This is a genomic window from Lacrimispora struthionigena, assembly GCF_048627165.1.
In the GTDB taxonomy this organism is placed as follows: Bacteria; Bacillota; Clostridia; order Lachnospirales; family Lachnospiraceae; genus Lacrimispora.
Map to the genome: position 1 here is coordinate 1,532,409 of NZ_JBMBWP010000001.1, position 23,065 is coordinate 1,555,473.

22 protein-coding genes are annotated in these 23,065 nt (G+C 42.4%); 18 read left to right on the top strand and 4 right to left on the bottom strand.

Annotation, left to right across the window (positions count from 1 at the left end):
• The first annotated feature begins 49 nt into the window (after positions 1-49).
• From purC to ACOAOT_RS06950, 6 genes are all read left to right on the top strand, one after another.
• On the top strand, positions 50-757 hold the full coding sequence (gene purC, locus ACOAOT_RS06925; protein ID WP_420216317.1) for a phosphoribosylaminoimidazolesuccinocarboxamide synthase: 708 nt from the start codon (positions 50-52) through the stop codon (positions 755-757).
• 25 nt (positions 758-782) lie between these two features.
• Positions 783-2,225, top strand: coding sequence for an amidophosphoribosyltransferase (gene purF / locus ACOAOT_RS06930; protein ID WP_420216318.1), 1,443 nt, complete (start codon positions 783-785; stop codon positions 2,223-2,225).
• Between the two features lie 136 nt (positions 2,226-2,361).
• Positions 2,362-3,792 (top strand): adenylosuccinate lyase, encoded by a 1,431-nt coding sequence (gene purB, locus ACOAOT_RS06935; RefSeq protein ID WP_420216319.1) that lies wholly within the window; start codon positions 2,362-2,364, stop codon positions 3,790-3,792.
• 68 nt (positions 3,793-3,860) lie between these two features.
• On the top strand, positions 3,861-4,754 hold the full coding sequence (locus ACOAOT_RS06940; RefSeq protein WP_420216320.1) for a LysR family transcriptional regulator: 894 nt from the start codon (positions 3,861-3,863) through the stop codon (positions 4,752-4,754).
• Positions 4,755-4,855: 101 nt separating this feature from the next.
• Positions 4,856-6,130: an adenylosuccinate synthase gene (locus ACOAOT_RS06945; protein ID WP_104439036.1), complete on the top strand. Its 1,275-nt coding sequence runs from the start codon at positions 4,856-4,858 to the stop codon at positions 6,128-6,130.
• A gap of 229 nt (positions 6,131-6,359) precedes the next feature.
• Positions 6,360-6,419: a putative holin-like toxin gene (locus ACOAOT_RS06950; RefSeq protein ID WP_278246313.1), complete on the top strand. Its 60-nt coding sequence runs from the start codon at positions 6,360-6,362 to the stop codon at positions 6,417-6,419.
• Between the two features lie 204 nt (positions 6,420-6,623).
• On the opposite strand, the gene ACOAOT_RS06955 is transcribed toward ACOAOT_RS06950, so the two are convergent.
• Positions 6,624-6,854, bottom strand: a complete 231-nt coding sequence (locus tag ACOAOT_RS06955) for a hypothetical protein (RefSeq protein ID WP_420216321.1) — start codon at positions 6,852-6,854, stop codon at positions 6,624-6,626.
• A 182-nt stretch (positions 6,855-7,036) separates the two neighbouring features.
• Between ACOAOT_RS06955 and ACOAOT_RS06960 the strand changes: the two genes are divergently transcribed.
• From ACOAOT_RS06960 to ACOAOT_RS06970, 3 genes are all read left to right on the top strand, one after another.
• Complete coding sequence (locus ACOAOT_RS06960) at positions 7,037-8,116, top strand: N-acetylmuramoyl-L-alanine amidase family protein (RefSeq protein ID WP_420216322.1); 1,080 nt, start codon at positions 7,037-7,039, stop codon at positions 8,114-8,116.
• 163 nt (positions 8,117-8,279) lie between these two features.
• Positions 8,280-8,642 carry a DUF1304 domain-containing protein gene (locus tag ACOAOT_RS06965; RefSeq protein WP_420216323.1) on the top strand — a complete coding sequence of 121 codons (363 nt, stop codon included), beginning with the start codon at positions 8,280-8,282 and terminating at the stop codon, positions 8,640-8,642.
• A gap of 18 nt (positions 8,643-8,660) precedes the next feature.
• Positions 8,661-9,401, top strand: a complete 741-nt coding sequence (locus ACOAOT_RS06970; protein ID WP_420216324.1) for an NADPH-dependent oxidoreductase — start codon at positions 8,661-8,663, stop codon at positions 9,399-9,401.
• A gap of 38 nt (positions 9,402-9,439) precedes the next feature.
• Here the strand turns inward: ACOAOT_RS06970 and abc-f are convergent, their stop codons facing one another.
• Positions 9,440-11,353 carry a ribosomal protection-like ABC-F family protein gene (gene abc-f / locus ACOAOT_RS06975; RefSeq protein WP_420216325.1) on the bottom strand — a complete coding sequence of 638 codons (1,914 nt, stop codon included), beginning with the start codon at positions 11,351-11,353 and terminating at the stop codon, positions 9,440-9,442.
• 154 nt (positions 11,354-11,507) lie between these two features.
• Here abc-f and ACOAOT_RS06980 point away from each other — a divergent pair, with 154 nt between their 5' ends.
• The 6 genes from ACOAOT_RS06980 to ACOAOT_RS07005 all read left to right on the top strand — a co-directional run bounded on the left by ACOAOT_RS06980 (position 11,508) and on the right by ACOAOT_RS07005 (position 17,829).
• Positions 11,508-12,182 (top strand): redox-sensing transcriptional repressor Rex, encoded by a 675-nt coding sequence (locus ACOAOT_RS06980; protein ID WP_420216326.1) that lies wholly within the window; start codon positions 11,508-11,510, stop codon positions 12,180-12,182.
• Positions 12,183-12,258: 76 nt separating this feature from the next.
• Complete coding sequence (locus ACOAOT_RS06985; RefSeq protein ID WP_420216327.1) at positions 12,259-13,785, top strand: NAD(P)H-hydrate dehydratase; 1,527 nt, start codon at positions 12,259-12,261, stop codon at positions 13,783-13,785.
• A gap of 3 nt (positions 13,786-13,788) precedes the next feature.
• Entirely contained in the window at positions 13,789-14,976 is a 1,188-nt protein-coding gene (gene alr, locus ACOAOT_RS06990) for an alanine racemase (protein ID WP_420216328.1), read from the top strand.
• A gap of 115 nt (positions 14,977-15,091) precedes the next feature.
• Positions 15,092-15,439: a type II toxin-antitoxin system PemK/MazF family toxin gene (locus ACOAOT_RS06995; protein WP_104439045.1), complete on the top strand. Its 348-nt coding sequence runs from the start codon at positions 15,092-15,094 to the stop codon at positions 15,437-15,439.
• A 95-nt stretch (positions 15,440-15,534) separates the two neighbouring features.
• Complete coding sequence (locus ACOAOT_RS07000; RefSeq protein ID WP_420216329.1) at positions 15,535-16,941, top strand: hemolysin family protein; 1,407 nt, start codon at positions 15,535-15,537, stop codon at positions 16,939-16,941.
• A 159-nt stretch (positions 16,942-17,100) separates the two neighbouring features.
• Positions 17,101-17,829: a YebC/PmpR family DNA-binding transcriptional regulator gene (locus ACOAOT_RS07005; RefSeq protein ID WP_420216330.1), complete on the top strand. Its 729-nt coding sequence runs from the start codon at positions 17,101-17,103 to the stop codon at positions 17,827-17,829.
• 50 nt (positions 17,830-17,879) lie between these two features.
• Here ACOAOT_RS07005 and ACOAOT_RS07010 read toward each other — a convergent pair whose 3' ends face one another.
• Complete coding sequence (locus tag ACOAOT_RS07010; RefSeq protein WP_420216331.1) at positions 17,880-18,659, bottom strand: PocR ligand-binding domain-containing protein; 780 nt, start codon at positions 18,657-18,659, stop codon at positions 17,880-17,882.
• 177 nt (positions 18,660-18,836) lie between these two features.
• Here ACOAOT_RS07010 and ACOAOT_RS07015 point away from each other — a divergent pair, with 177 nt between their 5' ends.
• Entirely contained in the window at positions 18,837-19,472 is a 636-nt protein-coding gene (locus ACOAOT_RS07015; RefSeq protein WP_420216332.1) for a GNAT family N-acetyltransferase, read from the top strand.
• 3 nt (positions 19,473-19,475) lie between these two features.
• Here the strand turns inward: ACOAOT_RS07015 and ACOAOT_RS07020 are convergent, their stop codons facing one another.
• Positions 19,476-20,240 carry a GNAT family N-acetyltransferase gene (locus ACOAOT_RS07020; protein ID WP_420216333.1) on the bottom strand — a complete coding sequence of 255 codons (765 nt, stop codon included), beginning with the start codon at positions 20,238-20,240 and terminating at the stop codon, positions 19,476-19,478.
• A 140-nt stretch (positions 20,241-20,380) separates the two neighbouring features.
• Here ACOAOT_RS07020 and pepF point away from each other — a divergent pair, with 140 nt between their 5' ends.
• A complete protein-coding gene (pepF, locus tag ACOAOT_RS07025) occupies positions 20,381-22,165 on the top strand; it encodes an oligoendopeptidase F (RefSeq protein WP_420216334.1) in 1,785 nt (594 codons plus the stop codon).
• 35 nt (positions 22,166-22,200) lie between these two features.
• Positions 22,201-22,974 carry a nitroreductase family protein gene (locus tag ACOAOT_RS07030; RefSeq protein WP_420216335.1) on the top strand — a complete coding sequence of 258 codons (774 nt, stop codon included), beginning with the start codon at positions 22,201-22,203 and terminating at the stop codon, positions 22,972-22,974.
• Positions 22,975-23,065: the final 91 nt, after the last annotated feature.

Here is a 23,065-nt window from a genome sequence, read left to right on the forward strand (position 1 = left end):
TTTATTTGAAAAACTTATAAATTAATTCAGAAAAGGACAGGTGGATACCGTGGAGAAAAAAGAAATGCTGTATGAGGGAAAAGCAAAGAAGGTCTATACTACTGAAGATCCGGACGTGTTAATTGTTTCTTATAAAGATGATGCCACAGCTTTCAATGGTCTTAAAAAGGGTACCATTGTTGGAAAAGGTGCAATCAACAACCGTATGACTAATTTCGTTTTCAAAAAATTAGAAGCCAAAGGTGTTCCGACTCATCTGGTTGAAGAGTTAAACGACCGTGAGACTGCAGTAAAAAAAGTAGAGATCGTTCCTCTTGAGGTAATCATCAGAAACTATTCTGCAGGTAGTTTTGCAAAAAAGATGGGTATGGAAGAGGGAATTAAGTTTGCCTGTCCGACTCTTGAATTCAGCTATAAAAATGATGACCTGGGAGATCCGTTTATTAACGATTATTACGCTCTGGCTCTTAATCTTGCGACACAGGAAGAGATTGATGCCATTACAAAGTATGCGTTTTTAGTAAACGAAGTTCTCATGGAGTATTTTGACACTTTAAATATTGATCTTATTGACTTTAAGATCGAGTTTGGCCGTTATCACGGACAGATTATTCTTGCCGACGAGATTTCTCCTGATACATGCAGACTGTGGGATAAGGATACTCACGAAAAACTGGATAAGGATCGCTTCCGCAGAGATTTAGGCGGTGTGGAAGACGCATATGAGGAGATATTCCGCCGTCTTGGAATTCAGTAAACAGCACAGAGAGGGTAGATATTTCATGAGTAACGAATTGAACTTCAATATAGAAGAAGAGTTACATGAGGAGTGCGGCGTCTTGGGCATCTATGATTTTGACGGAGACGACGTTGCTTCCACCATTTATTACGGTCTGTTTGCATTACAGCACAGAGGACAGGAGAGCTGCGGAATTGCTGTCAGTGATACCGAAGGTCCGAAAGGAAAAGTAAGTGCGCATAAGGGGATGGGATTATGTAACGAAGTTTTTACTCCCGAGGTTTTGGAAGGTCTTCATGGAAATATCGGAGTAGGCCATGTTCGTTATTCAACGGCAGGTAGCAGTACACGGGAAAATGCCCAGCCTCTTGTTCTTAATTATGTAAAAGGTACTCTTGCCATGGCTCATAACGGAAATCTGGTGAATGCGCCGGAGCTTCGCAAAGAATTAGAGTACAGCGGTGCGATTTTTCAGACTACAATTGATTCCGAGGTAATCGCGTATCATATTGCCAGAGAACGGGTTAAGACCCCTTCTGTCGAGGCAGCAGTTGCCAATGCAATGAAAAAAATCGTGGGAGCTTATTCCCTGGTTGTTATGAGTCCCCGTAAGCTGATCGGAGCCAGGGATCCATACGGATTTAAGCCATTGTGCATTGGGAAACGGGATAATTCTTACATCATTGTATCAGAAAGCTGCGCCCTCGACACAATAGGTGCGGAATTTGTCCGTGATGTTCTGCCTGGCGAAATAGTAACTATAACAAAAGACGGAATTGTTTCAGACACAAGCCTCTGCTTTAAAGAAAAATCCAAAGAGGCCAGGTGTGTATTCGAATATATTTATTTTGCAAGGCCAGACAGCGTATTTGACGGAGTGAGTGTCTATCATTCCAGGCTTTGTGCAGGCCGTGCGCTGGCTGTGGATTCACCGGTAGAGGCAGATGTTGTTGTGGGAGTTCCGGAATCCGGTAATGCAGCAGCCCTCGGATATTCTCTTCAGTCAGGAATTCCTTATGGAACTGCATTTGTGAAGAATTCCTATGTAGGCAGGACTTTTATTAAGCCAAAGCAGAGCTACCGGGAATCATCGGTGAGAATCAAGTTAAACGTACTTAAGGAAGCAGTTGTGGGAAAACGGGTAATCATGATTGATGATTCCATAGTCAGGGGAACTACCAGTGCCCTGATTGTAAACATGCTTCGGGAGGCCGGTGCCAAAGAGGTTCATGTACGGATCAGTGCGCCGCCCTTTTTACACCCCTGTTATTTCGGAACGGATATTCCAGATGAAGATCAGCTGATCGCCCATAACAGAAGCATTGACGAGATACGGGATCTTCTTGGAGCAGACTCCCTGTCTTATTTAAATATAGAACGTCTGAATGAGATGGCGGAAGGACTGCCCATCTGTACGGCATGCTTCAGTGGAAACTATCCCATTGAACCGCCGAAAGAAGATATACGCGGTGAATACAGCAGATAATATGACTTAAAAATCAGGGGCTGTCAGGCCGGTTTGCGCTGCATAACCGGAAGACAGTCCCTGACTGCTCTTCCCATAATAAAGAAACTATGATAAAATAGCTCTACAACGAAACCCAAGGAGGAATGAAAATAACATGACAGATCGTTACCAAAGCCCGCTGTCTGAGCGTTATGCCAGCAAGGAGATGCAGTACATTTTTTCTCCTGATAAGAAATTTAAGACCTGGAGAAAACTGTGGATTGCACTGGCAGAAGTAGAAAAGGAACTTGGACTTCCTATTACGGAAGAACAGATAGAGGAACTGAAGGCGTTTCAGGATGATGTAAATTACGAGGTAGCCATACAGCGGGAAAAAGAAGTCCGCCACGATGTAATGTCTCACGTATATGCATATGGAGTCCAGTGTCCCAAGGCAAAAGGCATTATTCATCTTGGAGCCACCTCCTGTTATGTGGGTGATAATACAGATATTATTGTTATGACAGAAGCACTTGTGCTGGTACGGAAAAAACTGATTAATGTAATCTCTGAGCTGGCAAAGTTTGCAGATAGCTATAAGGATTTACCAACTCTTGCATTTACCCATTTTCAGCCTGCCCAGCCTACGACTGTAGGTAAGAGAGCTACGTTATGGCTCCATGATCTTACCATGGATTTGGAGGATCTGGATTATCTCCTTGATTCCATACGCCTTCTTGGTTCCAAGGGAACAACCGGAACCCAGGCCAGCTTTTTAGAGCTGTTTGACGGAGACATGGACAGAGTGAGAAAAGTGGATGCCATGATTGCTGAGAAGATGGGATATAAGGGGTGTTACCCGGTATCGGGTCAGACCTATTCCCGGAAAGTGGACAGCCGTGTGGTCAACGTTCTGGCTGGTATTGCTCAGAGCGCTCATAAGTTCTCCAATGATATCCGCCTTCTCCAGCATTTAAAAGAGGTGGAAGAGCCATTTGAAAAGAGCCAGATCGGTTCTTCAGCCATGGCTTATAAGAGAAACCCCATGAGAAGTGAGAGAATCGCTTCCCTGTCCAATTACGTTATGGCAGATGTGATGAATCCCATGCTTGTTTCTTCCACTCAGTGGTTTGAACGGACACTGGATGACTCTGCAAACAAACGTCTGAGTGTGCCGGAAGGCTTTCTTGCAATAGATGGAATTCTGGATCTCTATCTGAATGTGGTTGATGGTCTTGTGGTTTATCCCAAGGTCATTGAAAAGCATATGATGGCGGAACTTCCTTTCATGGCCACAGAAAACATCATGATGGATGCGGTAAAAGCAGGCGGCGACAGACAGGAACTCCATGAGCGGATCAGGGAGCTTTCCATGGAAGCCGGAAAGAATGTGAAAGTAAACGGACTTGATAATAATCTGCTGGAACTCATTGCAGCAGACCCATCATTTAATCTTACATTAGAAGAACTGAAAAAAAGCATGGATCCTAAAAAATATGTAGGCTGCGCCCCGGCTCAGGTTACCATATACCTTGATGAGGTAATTCGTCCTCTTCTTAAGGACAACCAGGAACTTCTTGGTATGACAGCAGAAATCAATGTATAAGAAAGCTGCGGACAGACTGATCTTTATTAATGAGTCTGTCTGCAGTTTTTTGTGTGCAAGGAGGAACGATGAGCAGTAGTCTGGAATATTATAAAGTTTTTTATTATGTGGCAACCTTAGGCAGTATTACACTGGCGTCAGAAAAACTCTGCATCTCCCAGCCGGCAGTCAGCCAGGCAGTCCGGCAGCTGGAACAGTCATTGGACTGCCAGCTTTTTATGCGGCTGTCAAAAGGAGTAAAGCTGACCAGAGAAGGAGAATTTTTATTTGATTATGTTAAATCCGGTTTAGAGAGCATCTGGCACGGGGAAAATATGTTAAGACGGATGCGGGATTTAGAGACCGGTGAGGTACGCATAGGAGCAAGTGATATGACACTTCAGTTTTATTTACTCCCTTATCTGGAAAAATTTCATGAACTTTATCCGGGAATTAAAGTAACGGTTTCCAATGGCCCCACACCAGAAACACTTCGCTTTCTATATGAAGGAAAGATTGATTTCGGTGTGGTCAGTACTCCCTTTGAAGCAAGGAACGAGGTGAAAAGTACTCCTGTAAAGGAAGTCCGCAATGTTTTTATTGCAGGCGAGAAGTTTAAGCATCTGGAAGGGAAAAAACTCAGTTATGATATCCTGAAGGAACTTCCCTGTATATTTTTGGAGAAGAATACCAGCACACGGACATTTATGGATGAGTTCTTAAAAGAGCGGGAAGTGGAGGTGGAGCCGGAATTCGAACTTTCTACCAGCGATATGATCGTTCAGTTTGCCATGCGGAATTTAGGAATTGGCTGTGTGATGTCTGGATTTGCCCAAATGGAGCTTGAGAAAGGTAACCTGATAGAACTGCAGTTTGAAGAGCCCATGCCAGGACGGCAGTTTGCAATAATTACAGACAGTAAGACTCCCATTTCTCCTGCTGGGAAGAAGATTCTGAAACTGATGATTGATGATATAAGCTAAACTTATGCCAAATATAAATAATATTGACTTTACTTATGTGAGTCTTTGCGCTATCATAGGGAAGTAAAAGGTATTTTTTCACTCATAGGAGGATTAATCGAATGGTAAGAGCAATCGTAGGCGCCAACTGGGGCGATGAAGGAAAAGGTAAAATCACAGATATGCTGGCAAAGGAGTCCGATATTATTATCCGTTATCAGGGAGGAAGCAATGCCGGGCATACCATTATCAACAATTATGGCAAGTTTGCCCTTCACCTTCTGCCATCAGGTGTTTTCTACAACCACACAACCAGCATTATCGGCAATGGCGTGGCATTAAACATCCCTTATTTAATTAAGGAAGTGAATGATCTTGTGAGCAAAGGAGTTCCAAAGCCGGCTATTCTGGTTTCTGACCGTGCACAGATTCTGATGCCATATCACATTCTGTTTGATCAGTATGAAGAAGAGCGTCTGGGAAAACGGTCCTTTGGTTCCACAAAATCAGGGATTGCACCATTTTATTCAGATAAATACGCAAAAATCGGTTTCCAGGTATGCGAACTGTTTGATGAAGAGTCATTAAAGGAAAAGGTGGAACGCGTTTGTGAGATGAAGAATGTTTTAATGGAACATTTATATCACAAACCAGCCATTGATCCGGAAGAATTATTTAAGACTTTACTTGAGTATCGCGAGATGGTAAAACCGTTTGTCTGCGATGTTTCCAATTATCTTCATAATGCAATTAAGGAAGGTAAAAATATTTTGCTGGAAGGACAGCTGGGATCTTTAAAGGATACCGATCACGGAATCTATCCTATGGTTACCTCTTCTTCCACACTGGCAGCATACGGTGCAATTGGAGCAGGCATTCCTCCATATGAAATCAAGAACATTACCACAGTAGTAAAGGCATATTCCAGTGCAGTTGGTGCTGGCGCATTTGTCAGCGAGATCTTTGGAGACGAGGCAGACGAGTTAAGACGCCGCGGCGGTGATGGCGGCGAATATGGCGCAACGACAGGAAGACCGAGACGCATGGGATGGTTTGATGCAGTGGCTTCCAGATATGGCTGCAGAATTCAGGGAGCTACCGAAGCAGCACTTACTGTTTTGGATGTACTTGGTTATCTGGATGAACTTCCTGTTTGTATCGGATATGAGATTGATGGAAAAGTTACAAAAGATTTCCCAAATACCATAGAGCTTAATAAGGCAAAACCGGTTTATACCACACTTCCAGGCTGGAAATGTGAGATTAGAGGAATTAAAAAATACGAGGATCTGCCAGAAAACTGCAGAAACTATATTGAATTTATTGAGAAAGAGCTTGAAACTCCCATAACCATGGTTTCCAATGGACCGGGAAGAGATGATATTATTTATCGATAGGATTTAATAAATAAGCAGAGCATTAGGATTATTTCCTATTGTCTCTGCTTATTTTTGTCTGGTTAAATCTGCACCAGGGTCCGGCTGCAATGATATAAAGTTTGATTGCAGAACATCAGTTCTTGTGATAGAATATTCATAGGGAACAATCATGTTATTACAAGGAGTTGGCCTTCCATTTTACATAAGATGGGAGGTGATGCAGATGAATTTTGACTTTAAAGACCTTATGGCTTTTGGCATGTTCATTATTGCATTGCTTACCTTTATTTATAATAATCGTAAGTAAAGTTTTTCTATAAATCCCAGGAATGGGTACAGAAAAACCACCCTTGTATACTTTGACCGGTATTGGGTGGTATTCTGTCTATTCAATAAAGGCAACCTCTTGTGTGAGGTGGTTGTTCCTCTTTATATTTCTATTATAGTCAATTCTCTATTTAGTTTCAAGTGATTTCGGTAAAATACCCAAATATACCTATACAAACATAAATTATTCTTTTTTTATGGTATCAGTATGGTTATGATTATCATTGGGTCTAATGACCCGGACAACCAGCTGTGCAGCATATATAAATGCAGGAATAACTACTGTGGAATAGATAGCCGCCATCAGCCATTTCTTTGATTCTGCACTATGAGAAAATGCGGCTACCAGTGCAATAAGATAAAGGGAACAGATTAGTACCAGACCGACAATAGCCAGGGCGCGTTTCCATTTCATGGAGAAACCTCTCTTTCTGATAGAATTATACTGGGTTTATTATATCCCAAAACAGTACATTTGGAAAGAAATGTTTGGAAAATGTTCACAAAATCTTCAGATATTGAAAACTGTACATTTCTCTCAATCTATAGTACACTTTTAATAGATTACAGACAACGTGGAAGGAGTGCTTGGTACCCTTGAGGAAACAATGGTTGGTAGTAATTTCAGCAGGGATCCTTCTGAGCATGGGAGGGATGATGAGTTCCCTTGCTTCAGAAGATAATGGACAGGAACAAAGCACCCCCATTAATCTTATGGAAGCCACTAAAGAGTGGCAGTGGAAGGAAGATTCCGGAGGCTGGAGATACATAAAAAAGGATGAAACCTATAAAAAGAACTGCTGGGAGAAGATTAACGGAAGCTGGTATTATTTTGGCTTTGATGGTTATATGAGCACAGACTGGACAACCATCCGCGGTATGGATTATCTCTTTGCCGAGACCGGGGAGCTGCAGCTTGGCTGGTGCTATAACGACGAAGAGGAAAAATGGCATTATTACAAGGAAGATGGTACCCCGCAAAAAGGCTGGTTTCAGGACCAGGATGGAAGCTGGTACTGGTTTTCTGCAAAGGGTGAGATGACTTCTTCCGGATATAAGTATGTAACCGGAGGAAAGTATTATTTCTTTGATAACGGGCAGATGGCGGCGAACCAGTATGTCGGTCTTTTTTATATGGATGAAACCGGAAACAGAAACAAAAATTTTGATATTATAATTGAAAGTAAGAAAAAGAATACTACCGTTTCTGCTGAAGTAAAGGAAGGGTTTACAGAAGCCTCCAAGAATCTGCCACGGGAGTGGGTGAAGCGTTTTACGGATCAGGGCTGGGAAATTCTTTATTATCCGGACAAACTGTATTTTTCTGCACCTAATACTGGGAGTGGTGTTTATTATGTAGGCCATTCACTGGATACCGCTTATAAGAAAATAAAGATATGCAATCCGTCTGAACTCACGGAAGCATTTTGCGAATATATCGGATATGAATACGGCTTATACAAGGGAACGCTTCAGGAGGCGACGGATTTATCCATGGATAAATCTTTGATGGACGAATATGTTTACATACCGGATTACTATGCGGATGATATGAAATTTTATTTTGGAAAGCTGGCAGCAGCATATCTGGGAAGTGCATCAACCAGGTCAGAGATGGAGGCAGAAGCCCCGGAAGTGACCAGGATATTAAAAAAGATATTATACAGGCAGAGTTGAATTACGAATAATTTTTATAGCAGGCATTTATAGTCTGATATAGATTATACCAATTCAGCGCTGCTTTTTTAATTTAAAATATGGTTGACAAATTAATCAATATATAATATTATAAAATTATATTTAATAAAATTGAATTTAGCAATATAAAAGGAGAATGAGAATGGATCTATTACCCCGTATCGTTGTTCTATTGATTGCAGCAGAACATTTATACATTTTATGGATGGAGATGTTTGCCTGGAAGACAGCTGGAAAAAAGATGTTACCTGGTTTTGAACCGTCATTTTTTGAGGAAACAAGAGTAATGGCGGCAAATCAGGGGTTATATAATGGGTTCCTTTCCGCAGGTCTTATTTGGTCCCTGCTTGTGAGGGAAGGAATATGGGCAGACAGAATTTCCATATTTTTTCTTTCCTGTGTGATTATCGCAGGGGTATATGGAGCTCTGACTTCATCGAAAACTATATTTTTTAAACAGGCGTTGCCTGCAATTGCAGCACTTTTTATAATAATAATTATTTAAATTAAAGGAGTAATATATATGAATGAGACTATAAGAACAATTCAGAATCACAGATCAATCAGAAGTTTCCTGGATAAAGAGGTTGATGACGTTATCATCGACGAGATCCTAAGGGCTGCACAGTCCATGCCCAATTCGATTAATGGCCAGCAGAGTTCAGTAATAGTAATTAAGGATAAAGAAACGAAAGCGAAAATAGCCCAGCTGGCCGGTGGCCAGAAATGGGTGGAAGATGCACCTGTATTTCTACTGTTCGTACTGGATTTTTATAAAACTAATCTTGCGGCTGAGAAAAACGGGCTGACTCAGGTGATACATGAGAGTGTGGAAGGAACCATGGCAGGAACCTTTGATGCAGGACTTTCCATGGGCGCTGCAATTATAGCCGCAGAGTCGCTGAATCTTGGGATTGTACCAATTGGCGGAGTCCGTAAAAATCCAGGTGAAATCATAAAGCTTTTGAATCTTCCTCCCTATACCTATCCGGCAGTTGGCCTGGCAGTGGGATATCCCAAAGACGAATCACACAAGAAACCAAGACTTCCATTCTCCACATTCCGCCACAATGAAGTTTATCACACAGAGGAAATGAAAGAAGCCATCGACCAGTACGATATGGAGATGGAAGATTATCTAAAAGAAGTGGGGCGTCAGCAGGAAGGAAACTGGAGTAAATATACCGCGGGAATTTATCAGAATGTTTATTACCCTGATGTTTATCCAACCATGAAAGACCAGAAGTTTTTAAACGACAAATAAAACAAGGGGAAAGCTGCAAAAAACAGCTTTCCCTTTCTTTATTCTGCCAGCTCACCCCAAAGCTCATACAGCTCTTCCAGACGTTTGCTGATCATCTCTTTTTCATGGTTTAATTCCATAAGTTTTGGTACATCTGTGAAAATCTCTTCTTTTACAAGAAGTTCATCGATTTCCCCGTCTCTGGTTTCCAGTTTATGAATTTCTTCTTCTGTTTTTTTCAGTTCGTTCTGGCGTTTGCGGATCTTTGCCTGTTCTTCTTTTTGTGCTTTCCAGTCAAGCTTTATCCCGGAAGTGTCTTCGCCGGTTACAACTTTAGCTTCGGCCACCGGGGTCAAAAGACCTGTCATAATATCTTTCTTTTCCAGATAATAATCGTAATTACCAATATAGTTAACAAGAGTCTGGTTGGTCAGATCCAGAATTCGTGTGGCAGTTTTATTAATAAAATAACGGTCATGGGATACGTAAAGCACGGTGCCGGTGTAATTGACCAGGGCGCCTTCCAGTATCTCCTTGGAGGTGATATCCAAATGGTTGGTCGGCTCATCAAGGATCAGGAAATTGGCTTCAGAAAGCATAAGCTTTGCCAGAGAAACACGTCCCCGTTCCCCACCGCTTAAATCCTTAACCCTTTTATATACGTCATCTCCTGTAAAGAGAAAGGCGGCCAGGATATTACGGATCTGGGTATTGTTCATATATGGATAAGTATCCTGAAGTTCATCGAATAAAGTTTTCTCCATATGGAGAACCTGATGCTCCTGGTCATAATATCCGATATGTACCTTGGAGCCTAAGGAAACTTCTCCCTCATCGGGCGCCAGTATGCCGTTTAATATTTTTAAAATTGTAGTTTTCCCGGTTCCGTTGCCGCCAATAATGGCTACCCGTTCTCCACGCTTAACCTCAAACCCGATGTGGTCAAACAGGAGATTGTCTCCAAATGATTTTTTCAGATCTTTTACAGTCAGAACATCATTTCCACTGATCACGTTAGGTTCCAGCTGGATGCGCATCTCGTCGTTCACCTCGGTAGGTTTTTCTAACAACTCGATCTTGTCCAACATCTTTTCTCTGCTTTCAGCCCGCCGTATGGATTTTTCCCTGTTAAAAGATTTTAATTTTGTAATTACTTCTTCCTGATGCCTGATTTCCTGCTGCTGGTTTAAATAGGCCTTCATCTTGGCTTCCCGAATCATGGCTCTTTTGCTGCTGTATTCCGTATAGTTACCCTGATATACGGACAAAATGCCATTATCCAGCTCAATGATCTTTGTTACCACACGGTTTAAAAAGTATCGGTCATGGGCAACAATGATTACGCTGCCGTCATAATTAATCAGATAACCCTCCAGCCAGGCAATGGAGTCCATATCCAGATGGTTAGTAGGCTCATCAAGCAGGATGATGTCTGGTTTTGTAAGGAGAAGGCGTCCTAGGGCTACCCTGGTTTTCTGCCCGCCGGAAAGAGCAGATACCGGCTTCCCGAATTCGTCTTCTGTAAAACCAAGACCTTTTAATACGCCGGTAACCTCACTTCGGTAAGCGTAGCCGTTTTGCAGCTCAAATTCATGGTTTAAGCGGCTGTAAACGGTAAGCATCTCATCCAGTTCCTCACCAGTGGCGTGCTTCATATCCAGCTCCAGTTTGCGGATTTTTGCTTCCATATCCATAAGGGGACGTTTCACTTCCAGAACTTCTTCATAGACCGTCCGGTCTCCGGATAAATCCTGATGCTGTGATAAATAGCCTAAGGTTTTCCCCTTGGATATGACCACCGCTCCTTCATCGGATGCCAGCTCGCCGATAATCATCTTTAACAAAGTGGATTTACCGGCTCCGTTAATGCCTACAATGGCGGCTTTCTCATGATCTTCTATATGAAAGGAAGCGTGTTTAATCACTTCGTTGGTGCCAAATGCTTTACTGATATTGCTGCATGAGAGAATCATGGTTTCTTTCCTCCTGAATAAATTGGGACAATAGTACCAGTATAATATAGGTCCATATATTTTTCAAGGATACAATCGTAAAACTCGTTTGACATTATTTTATCACGCAGTTATAATGGTGTTAGTAAAATTCTAAGTAAAAGAAGGTGAAGATGTGGCAGATAAAGAAATTTCAAAAGCAGTGATTGCCAGGCTTCCCAGGTATTATCGTCATCTGGGAGAGCTTATGGAGGATGGAGTGGAACGTATTTCCTCTAATGAGCTGAGTTTGCGTATGAAAGTGACCGCTTCTCAGATACGCCAGGATCTTAATAATTTCGGCGGATTCGGACAGCAGGGTTATGGATATAATGTGAAATACTTATATACAGAGATAGCGAAGATATTAGGAATTGACAGACAGCACAATTTAGTGATTATTGGTGCGGGCAATTTAGGACAGGCGATTGCAAATTATGCAAATTTCGAAAAGCGTGGTTTTTTAATCAAAGGAATGTTTGATATCAATCCACGTCTGATCGGTCTGGTTGTTCGTGGAATTGAGATCCGAAGTGTAGATGATCTGGAACAGTTTGTAAAAGATAATGATGTTCAGATTGCAGCCCTGACCATACCAAAGACCAAGGCACCGGAAATTGCAGACCGTCTTGTAAGGGCAGGCATCAAGGCTATCTGGAATTTCGCTCATACAGACTTAACGGTGCCGGATGATGTTGTGGTAGAGAATGTACACTTATCAGAGAGTCTGATGAGACTGTCTTACCGGGTCTGCAGTATGCAGGATAACTCGGTTGATGAAAAGCAAAGACAATCAGCAAGGAACAGTTAATATGCCTGCCGGCAGCCAAAGAGGAGTTTCTCCTCTTTGCTGCCGGTAGTTTGCTATGGAGAAAGGCGGGTGCAGTATGAGATATCTGGTAACGGGAGAACAGATGAAGCAGGTTGACCAATATACCATAGAACAAATTGGTATCCCATCACTGGTACTGATGGAGCGGGCAGCCCTGGCCGTTTTTAACGAAGCAGTAAATCATGTGAAACAGACAGAACCGGTGTGGGTGCTATGCGGGAGCGGTAATAACGGTGCTGACGGAATCGCTGTTGCCAGAATGCTTCATATAAGCGGTTATGATGTTCTGGTTATTCTTGCTGGAAAAAAGGACAAAGGAAGCAGTGAATATTTAACCCAGCTTTCCATTGCAGAGAAAACAGGAGTAAAAGTGATGGAAGGCATGGAGGAAAACCTGGGAACCTGCAGTCTGCTCATTGACGCGCTGTTTGGCGTAGGGCTTGACAGGGAGATTCTTGGTACCCATCTGGAGATTATGAAATCTGTAAACAGGTGTAAACCGGAATTTACAATAGCAGTGGATATTCCTTCCGGCATTCACTCCAATACCGGACAGATTATGGGAACTGCAATCCCCGCGGATTTAACGGTTACATTCGGATTTGAAAAACTTGGTACCATGCTGTACCCGGGAAAAGAATACAGCGGCAGGGTGATTGTAGAGGATATTGGTTTCCCTCCTGAAAGTATGAATTATGTAAAAACAGAATATTTTACATTCCAGGAGACTGACATGGCACTGGTTCCCCCACGGCCGGCTTATTCCAATAAAGGAAGCTTTGGAAAAGTTCTTCTGGTAGCTGGTTCCAGAAACATGAGTGGAGCTGCCTATTTAAGTGCACTTTCCGCCTATCGGACTGGTGCTGGCCTGGTTCGGATCTTTACTGTGGAGGAAAACAGGGAGATTTTGCAGACCTTACTTCCTGAAGCTGTGATTGTTTCTTACCGGTCATCAGATGCTGAACGGAAAACGGAGAACTTTGAGCAGCTTTTGATTGAACAGTGTGAGTGGGCCAGTGTGATTGTTTTGGGACCGGGACTGGGGCAGGATGCTTATGTGAAAAATCTGGTGGAATCCATTCTTGTAAATGCCTATGTTCCGGTAATAGTAGATGCTGACGGTCTGAATACCATTGCCAATAATCCGGAGCTTACCAGTTATTACACGGAGAATATTATCATTACCCCTCATCTGGGAGAGATGGCAAGACTTACCGGAAGCTCGGTAGAACTAATAAAAAAACATCTCATTCAGACAGCCAGAGAGTATGCAGACCGGTTTGGTATAACCTGTATCTTAAAAGATGCAGTTACCATTGCTGCCCTTAATGATCAGAGAACCTACGTAAACAGCAGCGGGAACAGTTCCATGGCAAAGGCAGGAGCAGGAGATGTACTGACCGGAATTCTGGCCGGGTTACTGGCAATGGGAATGGAAGGGCCGGATGCAGCGGCTCTGGGTGTATGGCTTCACGGTCTGGCAGGGGATATGAGAAAGAAGAAATATGGAGATTACAGTCTTCTTGCCAGAGAACTGGCAGATGAGACTGGTATAATATTGCAGGAGCGAACGAGGGAATAAATCATGAAAACATATGGAAGGGTATATGAAGCAGTAGACTTAGATGCAATCCGGTACAACATGGAAGAGATGAAAGCAAATTTAAAGCCGGATACAAAGATGATCGGGGTTGTAAAATCCGATGGATATGGTCATGGTTCTGTCCCTGTGGCTCTGGCAATTGATCCTTATGTGTGGGGATATGCAGTTGCCACAGTGGAAGAAGGCGTCATACTTAGAAAACATGGAATCACAAAGCCTATTCTGGTTCTTGGAGTGGTTCCCTGTGATGGCTATCAGCTTCTGGTGGATTATGATATCAGTTCTGCCGCATTTCAGCTGAACAAGGCCATGCGCCTTTCTGAACTGGCGGAAAAAGCAGGAAAGAAAGCGGTGGTTCATCTGGCACTTGATACTGGTATGAGCCGGATTGGATATCCGGTGACGCAGGAAGCGGCGGAGGAAGCGGCAAAGATCTGCAGACTGCCGGGAATTTATGCAGAAGGGCTCTTTACTCATTTTGCAAAAGCAGATGAAACGGATAAAAAAGCAACGGGATCACAGATTGAGAAATTCCAGGCATTTGTAGACATGCTGGGGGAAAGAGGAATCACTATTCCAGTCCTTCACTGTTCCAACAGTGCAGGAATTATTGATTTGCAGGAGGCTAATTTTCATCTGGTCCGTGCTGGAATTTCTATCTATGGGTTGTATCCTTCCACAGAGGTAAAAAAAGAACCTGTAAAGTTAAAACCTGCCATGGAATTAAAAAGTACCATTACCTACATAAAGAAAATCGGACCTGGAACTTCTGTCAGCTATGGTGGAACATTTACTGCCCAACAGGAAATGACAGTGGCTACAATCCCTGTGGGATATGGAGATGGCTATCCCAGAAATTTATCTGGAAAAGGCGAGGTCTTAATCAGGGGACAGCGGGCTAAAATTCTTGGAAGGGTGTGTATGGATCAGTTTATGGTTGATGTCACATCGATCCAGGGGGTCCAAGAAGAGGATGAGGTTGTTTTGGTCGGCAGACAGGGAAAGGAACAGATTACCGTGGAAGAACTGGCCGAGCGGTGCGGTGGCTTTCATTATGAAATTCTCTGTGACATCAGCAAACGGGTGCCCAGGGTCTATGTGGAACACGGTGAAGTAGTGGGAACCAAAGATTATTTTAACGATTGTTACAACTCCTTTTTAAAGGTGTGATAACCAACTCCATGTCCATATCATATGATAAGGTATGCGGCGGAAAAACTTAAGTGAATACACGAGTCAAAGTAGGTCAATAATAGACTTAAATAAATTGACGGAGTGTGAGAATGTGATAATCAGACGTGGAGACATTTATTATGCCGATCTAAGACCGGTAGTAGGTTCTGAACAGGGCGGGATTCGCCCGGTTCTTATTATACAAAATGACATCGGTAATAAGCACAGCCCCACTGTGATCTGTGCAGCGATTACCTCAAGAATGAATAAGGCAAAGCTGCCTACCCATGTGGAGCTGGATACAAAAAAGTGCGATATGATCAAAGATTCAGTGATACTTTTGGAGCAGCTGCGGACCATTGACAAGCAGAGACTGAAAGAGAAAATTTGTCATATTGATGAAAAACTGCAGCAGGAAGTGGACTGTGCATTAAGAATCAGCTTAGAACTGAATACATAGTTCACCATTGACGGAATGCTGATAAAATGGTATATTCTTAAATAGTTGTGAGAAAAAATACGAAAGAAAATCAACAAAAGGAGTAGAATTTTCAGATGGACGATGGCAATCCGCTTATACGCGTGATTATATTTATTGCTTTTATCGTATTGGATGCAATTTTTTATGGATTTGGTGCAGCAATTCAGAATGTGAATACGACAGAATTGGAACATCAGATGGAAGAAGGCAGCGAGAAAGCTGCAAAACTGCTGCATATCGTGAACAGACCCACCAGATTTGTGAACACCATTCAGATCACCACCAATTTAATTGGTATGGTAACGGGAGCGTTTGTATTAGGACAGTTTAAGATCTGGCTGGAGGCAATCTTAAGCCGGGGGAGCGATGGCCCCAACCGGTGGATTTCTCTTTTCAGTCTTTTCCTTGTAGGTGCCTGCTTAATTATTCTGCTGATCAGCTTCGGTATTATTATTCCAAAGCGCTGTGCGGCTGAGAATCCGGAAAAGTGGGGATACCGTATGCTTCCCGCAGTAACTTTTATTATGATTCCCCTGATTCCCTTTGCCTGGGTTGCAAACCTGATTGCTTTCATAGTTCTTAAGGTTATGGGCATTGATATGGCATCGGACAATGAGAACGTAACCGAAGAAGATATTATGTCTATGGTAAATGAGGGGCATGAACAGGGTGTGTTAGAAGCCAGGGAAGCGGAGATGATCACCAATATCTTTGAGCTCAATGACAAGGAAGCTGCGGATATCATGACTCACAGAAAGAATCTGGTTTCCTTAGACGGAGAGATGATGTTAAAAGAAGCGGTGACATTTATCCTGACAGAGGGATATAATTCCCGATATCCGGTCTATAAAAAAGATGTGGATGACATCATTGGTATTCTTCACATGAAGGATGCACTGATTGCCGCTGAGATAGAGGAGAATGGCAGCCGGCAGCTCTGGGAGATTGAAGGACTTTTAAGAGAGGCTCATTTCATTCCCGAAACCAGGAATCTTGATACCCTGTTTAAAGAGATGCAGTCCAGAAAGATCCACATGGTAATTGTGGTTGATGAATATGGTCAGACTTCCGGTATTGTTACCATGGAAGATATTCTGGAAGAGATTGTAGGCAACATTCTTGACGAGTATGACATGGATGAGGAATTTATCGTACCATCGGATGACGGTACTTACGTTATGAATGGTATGACCACCCTGGAAGACGTGGAACGGGCATTAGACATTGAATTTGATGAGGAGGATTATGACTCCTATGATACAATAAATGGTCTGCTTATTTCCAGACTGGACCGGATTCCCCAGGAAGGGGAAGAATCAGAAGTATCCATTATGGGCTATAAGTTTAAGATCCTTCAGGTGGAGAACAAGATGATTCAGACGGTTCGTGTCTGGAAGGAAGAACCAGAGGTGCTTTCTGAGGAAGAAAAAACAGTCAGAAAAACGGAATCCGAATTAAAAGACTCTGAAAAAGAATCATAAGCACACAGCTGCCACAACTTTTCTGCATCAGCCAGAAAGGATATGGCAGCTGTGTATTGTTTTTTCTTGCAAGATGAAATAAATAGTGATAGAATAGAAAAGATGTTATTTTCCGATATAAAGAGGACGAAATAGAGAAAGAAAAGGAGTGTTGTAGCGATGTCAGGACATTCAAAGTTCGCAAATATTAAGCACAAAAAAGAAAGAAACGATGCCGCAAAAGGTAAAGTATTTACTGTAATTGGAAGAGAAATTGCAGTAGCGGTAAAAGAAGGCGGATCAGACCCTGCGAACAACAGTAGGCTCCGTGATGTAATAGCAAAAGCGAAAGCCAATAACATGCCCAATGACACCATTGACAGGGGTATTAAAAAAGCTGCCGGAGATGCCAACTCTGTTAACTATGAGACAATTACATACGAAGGATACGGCCCCAATGGAGTGGCGATCATCGTAGATACTCTGACAGACAATAAAAACCGGACTGCTGCCAACGTAAAGAACGCATTTACAAAAGGCGGCGGAAATGTGGGTACTCCAGGCTGTGTATCTTTTATGTTTGACAAAAAGGGACAGATCATTATAGATAAAGAAGAATGTGATATGGATGCGGATGAGCTTATGATGATTGCTCTGGATGCAGGCGCAGAAGATTTCTCAGAAGAAGAGGACAGCTACGAAGTTCTGATTGCGCCAGAAGAGTTCAGCGCAGTACGAGAAGCATTGGAAGCAGCAAAAATTCCCATGATTCAGGCTGAAGTTACCATGATTCCACAGACATGGGTGGAACTGACAGATGAGGATTCATTAAAGAAGATGAACCGGATTCTGGATCTGTTAGATGCAGAAGATGATGTACAGGCGACCTATCATAACTGGGACGAATAAAAAAATGGGCATGCACGGGAATCGGTGCATGCCTTTTTATTATAGATCCCTTACACAATTTCAGTTAAGTTTCTAACCGACTTCTGAATCTCTGCAACCAGTTCATGAATTCGCTCGTAGACCTCACCAGAGCTTTTGGAGATTTCCCCGAATTCTCTTGCTACTACTGCAAAGCCAACCCCTGCTTCACCGGCTCTGGCCGCTTCAATAGAGGCGTTAATAGAAAGAATATTTTCCATGGAAGCCACCTTCTGCAGGTCATGGGTTTTTGCTGTTACTTCATTCAATGAGATTTTGATGCTGTCAATTTCTTTATCCAGTACGCTGTCTCTTTTGCCGGAGATTGCCTGTATGTATTCCATATTAACCAGCTGGTTCACTATGCTGCCAAGCATCTGTGCAGCTGCCTTGATGGTGGCTTCTGATCGTACCGGTACTTTTCTTAGTGCACGGATGTATTCCTCTTCGTTAATTCCCAGCTCTCTGGCAATGGCGCAAAACTTTTCTTCATCCGGCTGAGAGGGCAAAACCTGTCCTCCGATGATTGCTCCCACCTTTTCACCTTTCACAACGATGTCAGAGGAAAAATCCATAAGCCCCGCATGGCAAAAATAAGCTCCGCTTCCTTCTTTGTCGCAGGCTTCACACCGCTTTAAGCCTTCTTCACTGTTTCTTGTGTATTTCATGCAAAACTCAGTGAAATTACTGCCTTTTGTGATATAATTACCCTCTGCATCCACCGCGATTGCTGCTAACCCTGTCGCTTCCGAAAACTGGTCCTGAATCGACTGCAATGCCTTCAAATCAATAAACTTTTTGATATCGATCATAGTATGCATGCCCCTCTCTTGTAATTTGCGGTACCTTTTTATCATACTTATTATATAATAATGGTAGGATAAATACAAGCAAGGAAGTAAGCAGTAATATCTGCGAAATCCATTGAAGCTTGATGATTATTGTGCTACAATCACCGTGAAAAAGATTAAAAAAGAGGCTCAAGGATTATGGAAAGTGACCGATTGTACCGGGTGCAAAAAAAAGATATTGAGAAATTGAAGCAACTGCTGACAGAATGTTTTGAGGGGGATCCACTTTATTGCAATCTGATCCCGGACGCAGATACAAGGAAACGTCTTCTCCCCGAACTGTTTGAATGTGATATGGAAGAATTTTTTGAGACTTGTGAGATTTATGCGGACAGTCCGGATATTAACGGAATTATGGTTGTAGATGATGAATCAGAAGTTTACAATCCGGTTCATTATTATCTGGCAGAAGCAGCAGCGACTTTGAAAACGGATAGTTATTTAATCAAGGAAGACAGGTCGCTAAAGACATTCTGGAATTTTTTTCAGGGAAGGGATTATTTAAATTCCAGATGGACTGACCAGCTTCATCAGGAAGAACGGCTTCACATTATCTATCTGGCAGTGAGACCCAGTATGCAGCATCATGGAATTTCTGCCTGCCTTCTAAAAGAAGCCATAGAATTTGCAGACAGAAATCACCTCATGATATCACTGGAAACACACAAACACAGCAATGTAAGCTTTTATGAACATTTTGGTTTCAGACTTTTCGGCGTGGTAGAAAAGCATTTTGAGTTAAAACAGTACTGTATGATAAGAGAAATGTACTAGGGCTTAGTATAAATAGTAGGACAGGCTTTCCCGAATCTTAAAACCGGCTTTCTGATACAGAGCCACGGCCGGAAGATTGTCGCCGGATACCTGTAAATAGATGGTTTTTGTTCTTTGATCTGCGGGAAGAGAAATATAAGTCTTTAAAAATAAACCCAGGCAGGCAGTTCCAAGACCCTGCCCCCGCAGGGGCCTTAATATTTCAAACCCATATAAATAAGCGCTTTTTTCCTGAATATCAAGACTGCACATCCCGACTGCTTCTTTATCCTTAAAAAACTCATAGCAGATTTGACTATCGGAATTTTTATGGGATGAGATGGTTAAATGATTCCTATCTTCGTTTTCTTCCTCCAAACCGGATTTTGCTGAAACAGGAATGGAACGTTCCATAAAATGTTCCGTGTAACAGAATGAAGCCTCCATGGCCTGTAACGTTTTAATCCCATCCCTGCAGTTTTCGTACACTGGGAATAAAAAATCGCAGTCAGGCTGATCATTTACCAGCTCTTTTAACAGAGATGTAAAATGTCCTTTCTGCCGTTCGTCAGGAAGTGTACAGCCGTAGCATTCCATGGTGTCAGAATCAGTAAAAAAAGCGATAAGAGCGGATAAGAGGCGTTCATTTTCATATAATAAACAGCAGATGCACTCTTCCTCCAAAGGAAATGAGAAAGAGATATGATCGTATTTATTGCAGGTTTCCTGTAAAAGACGGAGGTCTTTTGTCAAACGGGCATCTGGTGCATTTGTTCGGATAAGATTCATGGTTTTACTCCTGGTTTGTTTTCGTATAGTATAATACAATAAAATAGTAAAATTCAATCAAATATTTTCCATATTGCTGATTGTCTCTTTGAAATATGGGTGATAGAATAAACACATGTAAAGCAGTTGGAGGGATCAAATTGAAAAAGAGAGAAGAAATACCAGTTTGCGACACCTGGAACCTGGCGGATATACTGCCGTCTGAGGAGGCCTGGGAGGATTTATTCCACGAAACAGAACGCTCGCTTTCAGGTTATAAAAATTTTGAAGGTCATCTGGCCCAGTCTGGCGAGATGCTTTTTTCCTGTCTCAAATTTGATGAAGAGGTGTCATTAAAGATTGAGACTTTGTTCGTATATGGAAAACAAAAATCTGACGAAGACACGGGGAATGCCAGATATCAGGGGCTGTCATCAAAAGCCAGGGCATTGTCCTATCAGGCTGCTGGTTTATCATCCTATATTGTACCTGAGATCTTAACCATATCCGAAGAACTGTTAAAGGAATACCGTGAAGCAGTTCCTGAGCTGAACCGCTATAACCGCACCTTTGAAGTGATATTAAAAAAGAAAGCACACACACTTCCAGCAGCCATGGAAGCGTTGCTTGCTGGTTCTATGGAAGCAACCTCCGGTTCCTCGGAAATTTTCAATATGTTTAATAATGCAGATGTAAAATTCCCTGAAATTAAGGATGAGAACGGAAACGCTGTAAAAATCAGTCATGGTAATTACGTTGCCCTTATGGAAAAACAGGACAGGGAAGTTCGGAAATCCGCATTTTATAGTCTTTATGGAGTATATAAGCAGTTTGGAAATACTCTGGCAGCTACCTTTTCTTCTAATGTAAAAAAATCTGCATTTTACGCAACAGCAAGAAATTATCCTTCTGCCAGAGCCCATTCCCTGTCAGAAAATGAGGTTTCAGAAGAGGTTTATGATAATCTTATCAAGGCTGTCCGTGACGGTCTTCCATACCTTCATGAGTATGTGGCATTGAGAAAGAAGGCACTGGGAGTGGACACACTTCATATGTATGACCTCTATGTGCCCATGGTATCCAGAGAAGAACGGACCATATCTTTTGAAGAGGCAAAGAATATGGTGCTTGAAGGGTTAAAGCCTTTGGGAGATCATTATCTGTCTCTGTTAAAAGAAGGTTTCGATCACCGGTGGATCGATGTGTATGAGAACGAAGGAAAACGAAGCGGTGCTTATTCCTGGGGAGTATATGGAGTTCACCCTTACGTACTTTTGAATTTTAATGGAACCCTTGACAGTGTCTTTACCCTGGCTCACGAGATGGGGCATGCGCTCCACAGCTGGTTTTCTGATAAAAACCAGACTTATGTAGATGCAGGTTATAAGATTTTTGTTGCTGAGGTGGCCAGTACCTGCAATGAGGCCCTCTTAATCAGACATCTTCTTGAGATTACAGAGGATAAAAAGGAACGCGCCTACCTGTTAAATCATTTTATGGACAGTTTCCGTGGTACCTTATACCGGCAGGCGATGTTTGCGGAATTTGAAGACAAGGCCCACCGCCTTGCAGCGCAGGGAGAGATTTTGACATCAGAGACGCTGTGCCAGATGTATCATCAGTTAAATGCAGATTATTTTGGCCCTGAGATGGTGATAGATCCTGAAATCGACTACGAATGGTCCAGGATTCCCCATTTTTATACACCGTTTTACGTTTACCAGTATGCTACCGGATTTTCCGCTGCAGTGGCGATCAGCAGCCGGATTTTAGCAGGAGATGAAACCGTTATTAAGGGGTATTATGAATTTTTAAGCGGAGGAAGTTCCATGCCTCCAGTTGAGCTTTTAAAGCTGTGTGGCGTTGACATGTCCACGGCAGAGCCGGTGAAAGACGCCCTTTTGGTATTTTCAGGCCTTTTGGAAGAGATGAGAAGGCTTATATAAAACTGATTTCCAGATAGAGGAGAGGGGGAGCAGGTATGAATCTGTATCAGATGATATTTAAGAGAAGATCCATTAAAAAATATAAGAAAGAACCGGTTCCGGAGCAATTAAAAAGGGATATTCTTTATTTTGGGGATTGTGTTTCAAGGTTATACGGCGATATTCAGGTGAAGATGGAGATATGTGACAGTGCGGAGGATGAGCTTTTGTCACAAGGTCTGTGGAAGGTAGATGCTCCTTATTATCTGATCCTTTATTCGGAGGAAAAAGAAGGATATCTTGTCAATGCCGGTTATGTGGCAGAACCTGTTTTATTATATATGACTGGAAAGGGTCTTGGTACCTGTTATCTTGCCAATGCAAAGAGCCAGAGACCTGCACCGGCTGGTTTTAAACAGGTCATAACCATTGCCTTTGGATATCCAAGGACGCTGCTTTACCGCGATCCGGCAACTGCAAAGCGGATGCCCCTTAAGGAACTGTGTGTGTTTAAGGAAGAGGCAGGAGAGTCCGTAAAAAATATATTAAAAGCGGTACGGCTTTCCCCATCAATTATGAATACCCAGCCATGGAGGTTTATTGTTTATCACGATAAAATATATGTGTTTTCCTGCAGGGAGTTTTTGCCCTACCCTTATCTGATCTCACTTCGGGAGATCAGCGTGGGGATCATGCTTTCCCATCTGTCCATTGCAGCAGAAGAGATGTGGATCAATGTCAGCCTGGAAGCGGATAAGGCCATGGAAAAGAAATCATACAAAAGCGGCGCGTACGTAGCCACTGCATATTTGAAAGAATATAAACTATAAGTAAGCTTTATAACAGGGGGAAAGAGGAGATGTGTAATAAAATCTTCTCTTTTTTCACATTTAGACTTTCTTCAGATGGCAGAAGATGATA

Bases quoted from the DNA above. Each gene is read 5' to 3' on its own strand.
- purB (WP_420216319.1), top strand. From the start codon at position 2,362: ATGACAGATCGTTACCAAAGCCCGCTGTCTGAGCGTTATGCCAGCAAG.
- ACOAOT_RS06970 (WP_420216324.1), top strand. From the start codon at position 8,661: ATGAATGAGACTATAAGAACAATTCAGAATCACAGATCAATCAGAAGT.
- ACOAOT_RS07030 (WP_420216335.1), top strand. From the start codon at position 22,201: ATGAATCTGTATCAGATGATATTTAAGAGAAGATCCATTAAAAAATAT.
- ACOAOT_RS07015 (WP_420216332.1), top strand. From the start codon at position 18,837: ATGGAAAGTGACCGATTGTACCGGGTGCAAAAAAAAGATATTGAGAAA.
- purF (WP_420216318.1), top strand. From the start codon at position 783: ATGAGTAACGAATTGAACTTCAATATAGAAGAAGAGTTACATGAGGAG.
- ACOAOT_RS07010 (WP_420216331.1), bottom strand. From the start codon at position 18,659: ATGATCGATATCAAAAAGTTTATTGATTTGAAGGCATTGCAGTCGATT.
- ACOAOT_RS06940 (WP_420216320.1), top strand. From the start codon at position 3,861: ATGAGCAGTAGTCTGGAATATTATAAAGTTTTTTATTATGTGGCAACC.
- ACOAOT_RS07020 (WP_420216333.1), bottom strand. From the start codon at position 20,240: ATGAATCTTATCCGAACAAATGCACCAGATGCCCGTTTGACAAAAGAC.
- ACOAOT_RS07000 (WP_420216329.1), top strand. From the start codon at position 15,535: ATGGACGATGGCAATCCGCTTATACGCGTGATTATATTTATTGCTTTT.
- ACOAOT_RS06955 (WP_420216321.1), bottom strand. From the start codon at position 6,854: ATGAAATGGAAACGCGCCCTGGCTATTGTCGGTCTGGTACTAATCTGT.
- ACOAOT_RS06965 (WP_420216323.1), top strand. From the start codon at position 8,280: ATGGATCTATTACCCCGTATCGTTGTTCTATTGATTGCAGCAGAACAT.
- alr (WP_420216328.1), top strand. From the start codon at position 13,789: ATGAAAACATATGGAAGGGTATATGAAGCAGTAGACTTAGATGCAATC.
- ACOAOT_RS07005 (WP_420216330.1), top strand. From the start codon at position 17,101: ATGTCAGGACATTCAAAGTTCGCAAATATTAAGCACAAAAAAGAAAGA.
- ACOAOT_RS06985 (WP_420216327.1), top strand. From the start codon at position 12,259: ATGAGATATCTGGTAACGGGAGAACAGATGAAGCAGGTTGACCAATAT.
- abc-f (WP_420216325.1), bottom strand. From the start codon at position 11,353: ATGATTCTCTCATGCAGCAATATCAGTAAAGCATTTGGCACCAACGAA.
- ACOAOT_RS06945 (WP_104439036.1), top strand. From the start codon at position 4,856: ATGGTAAGAGCAATCGTAGGCGCCAACTGGGGCGATGAAGGAAAAGGT.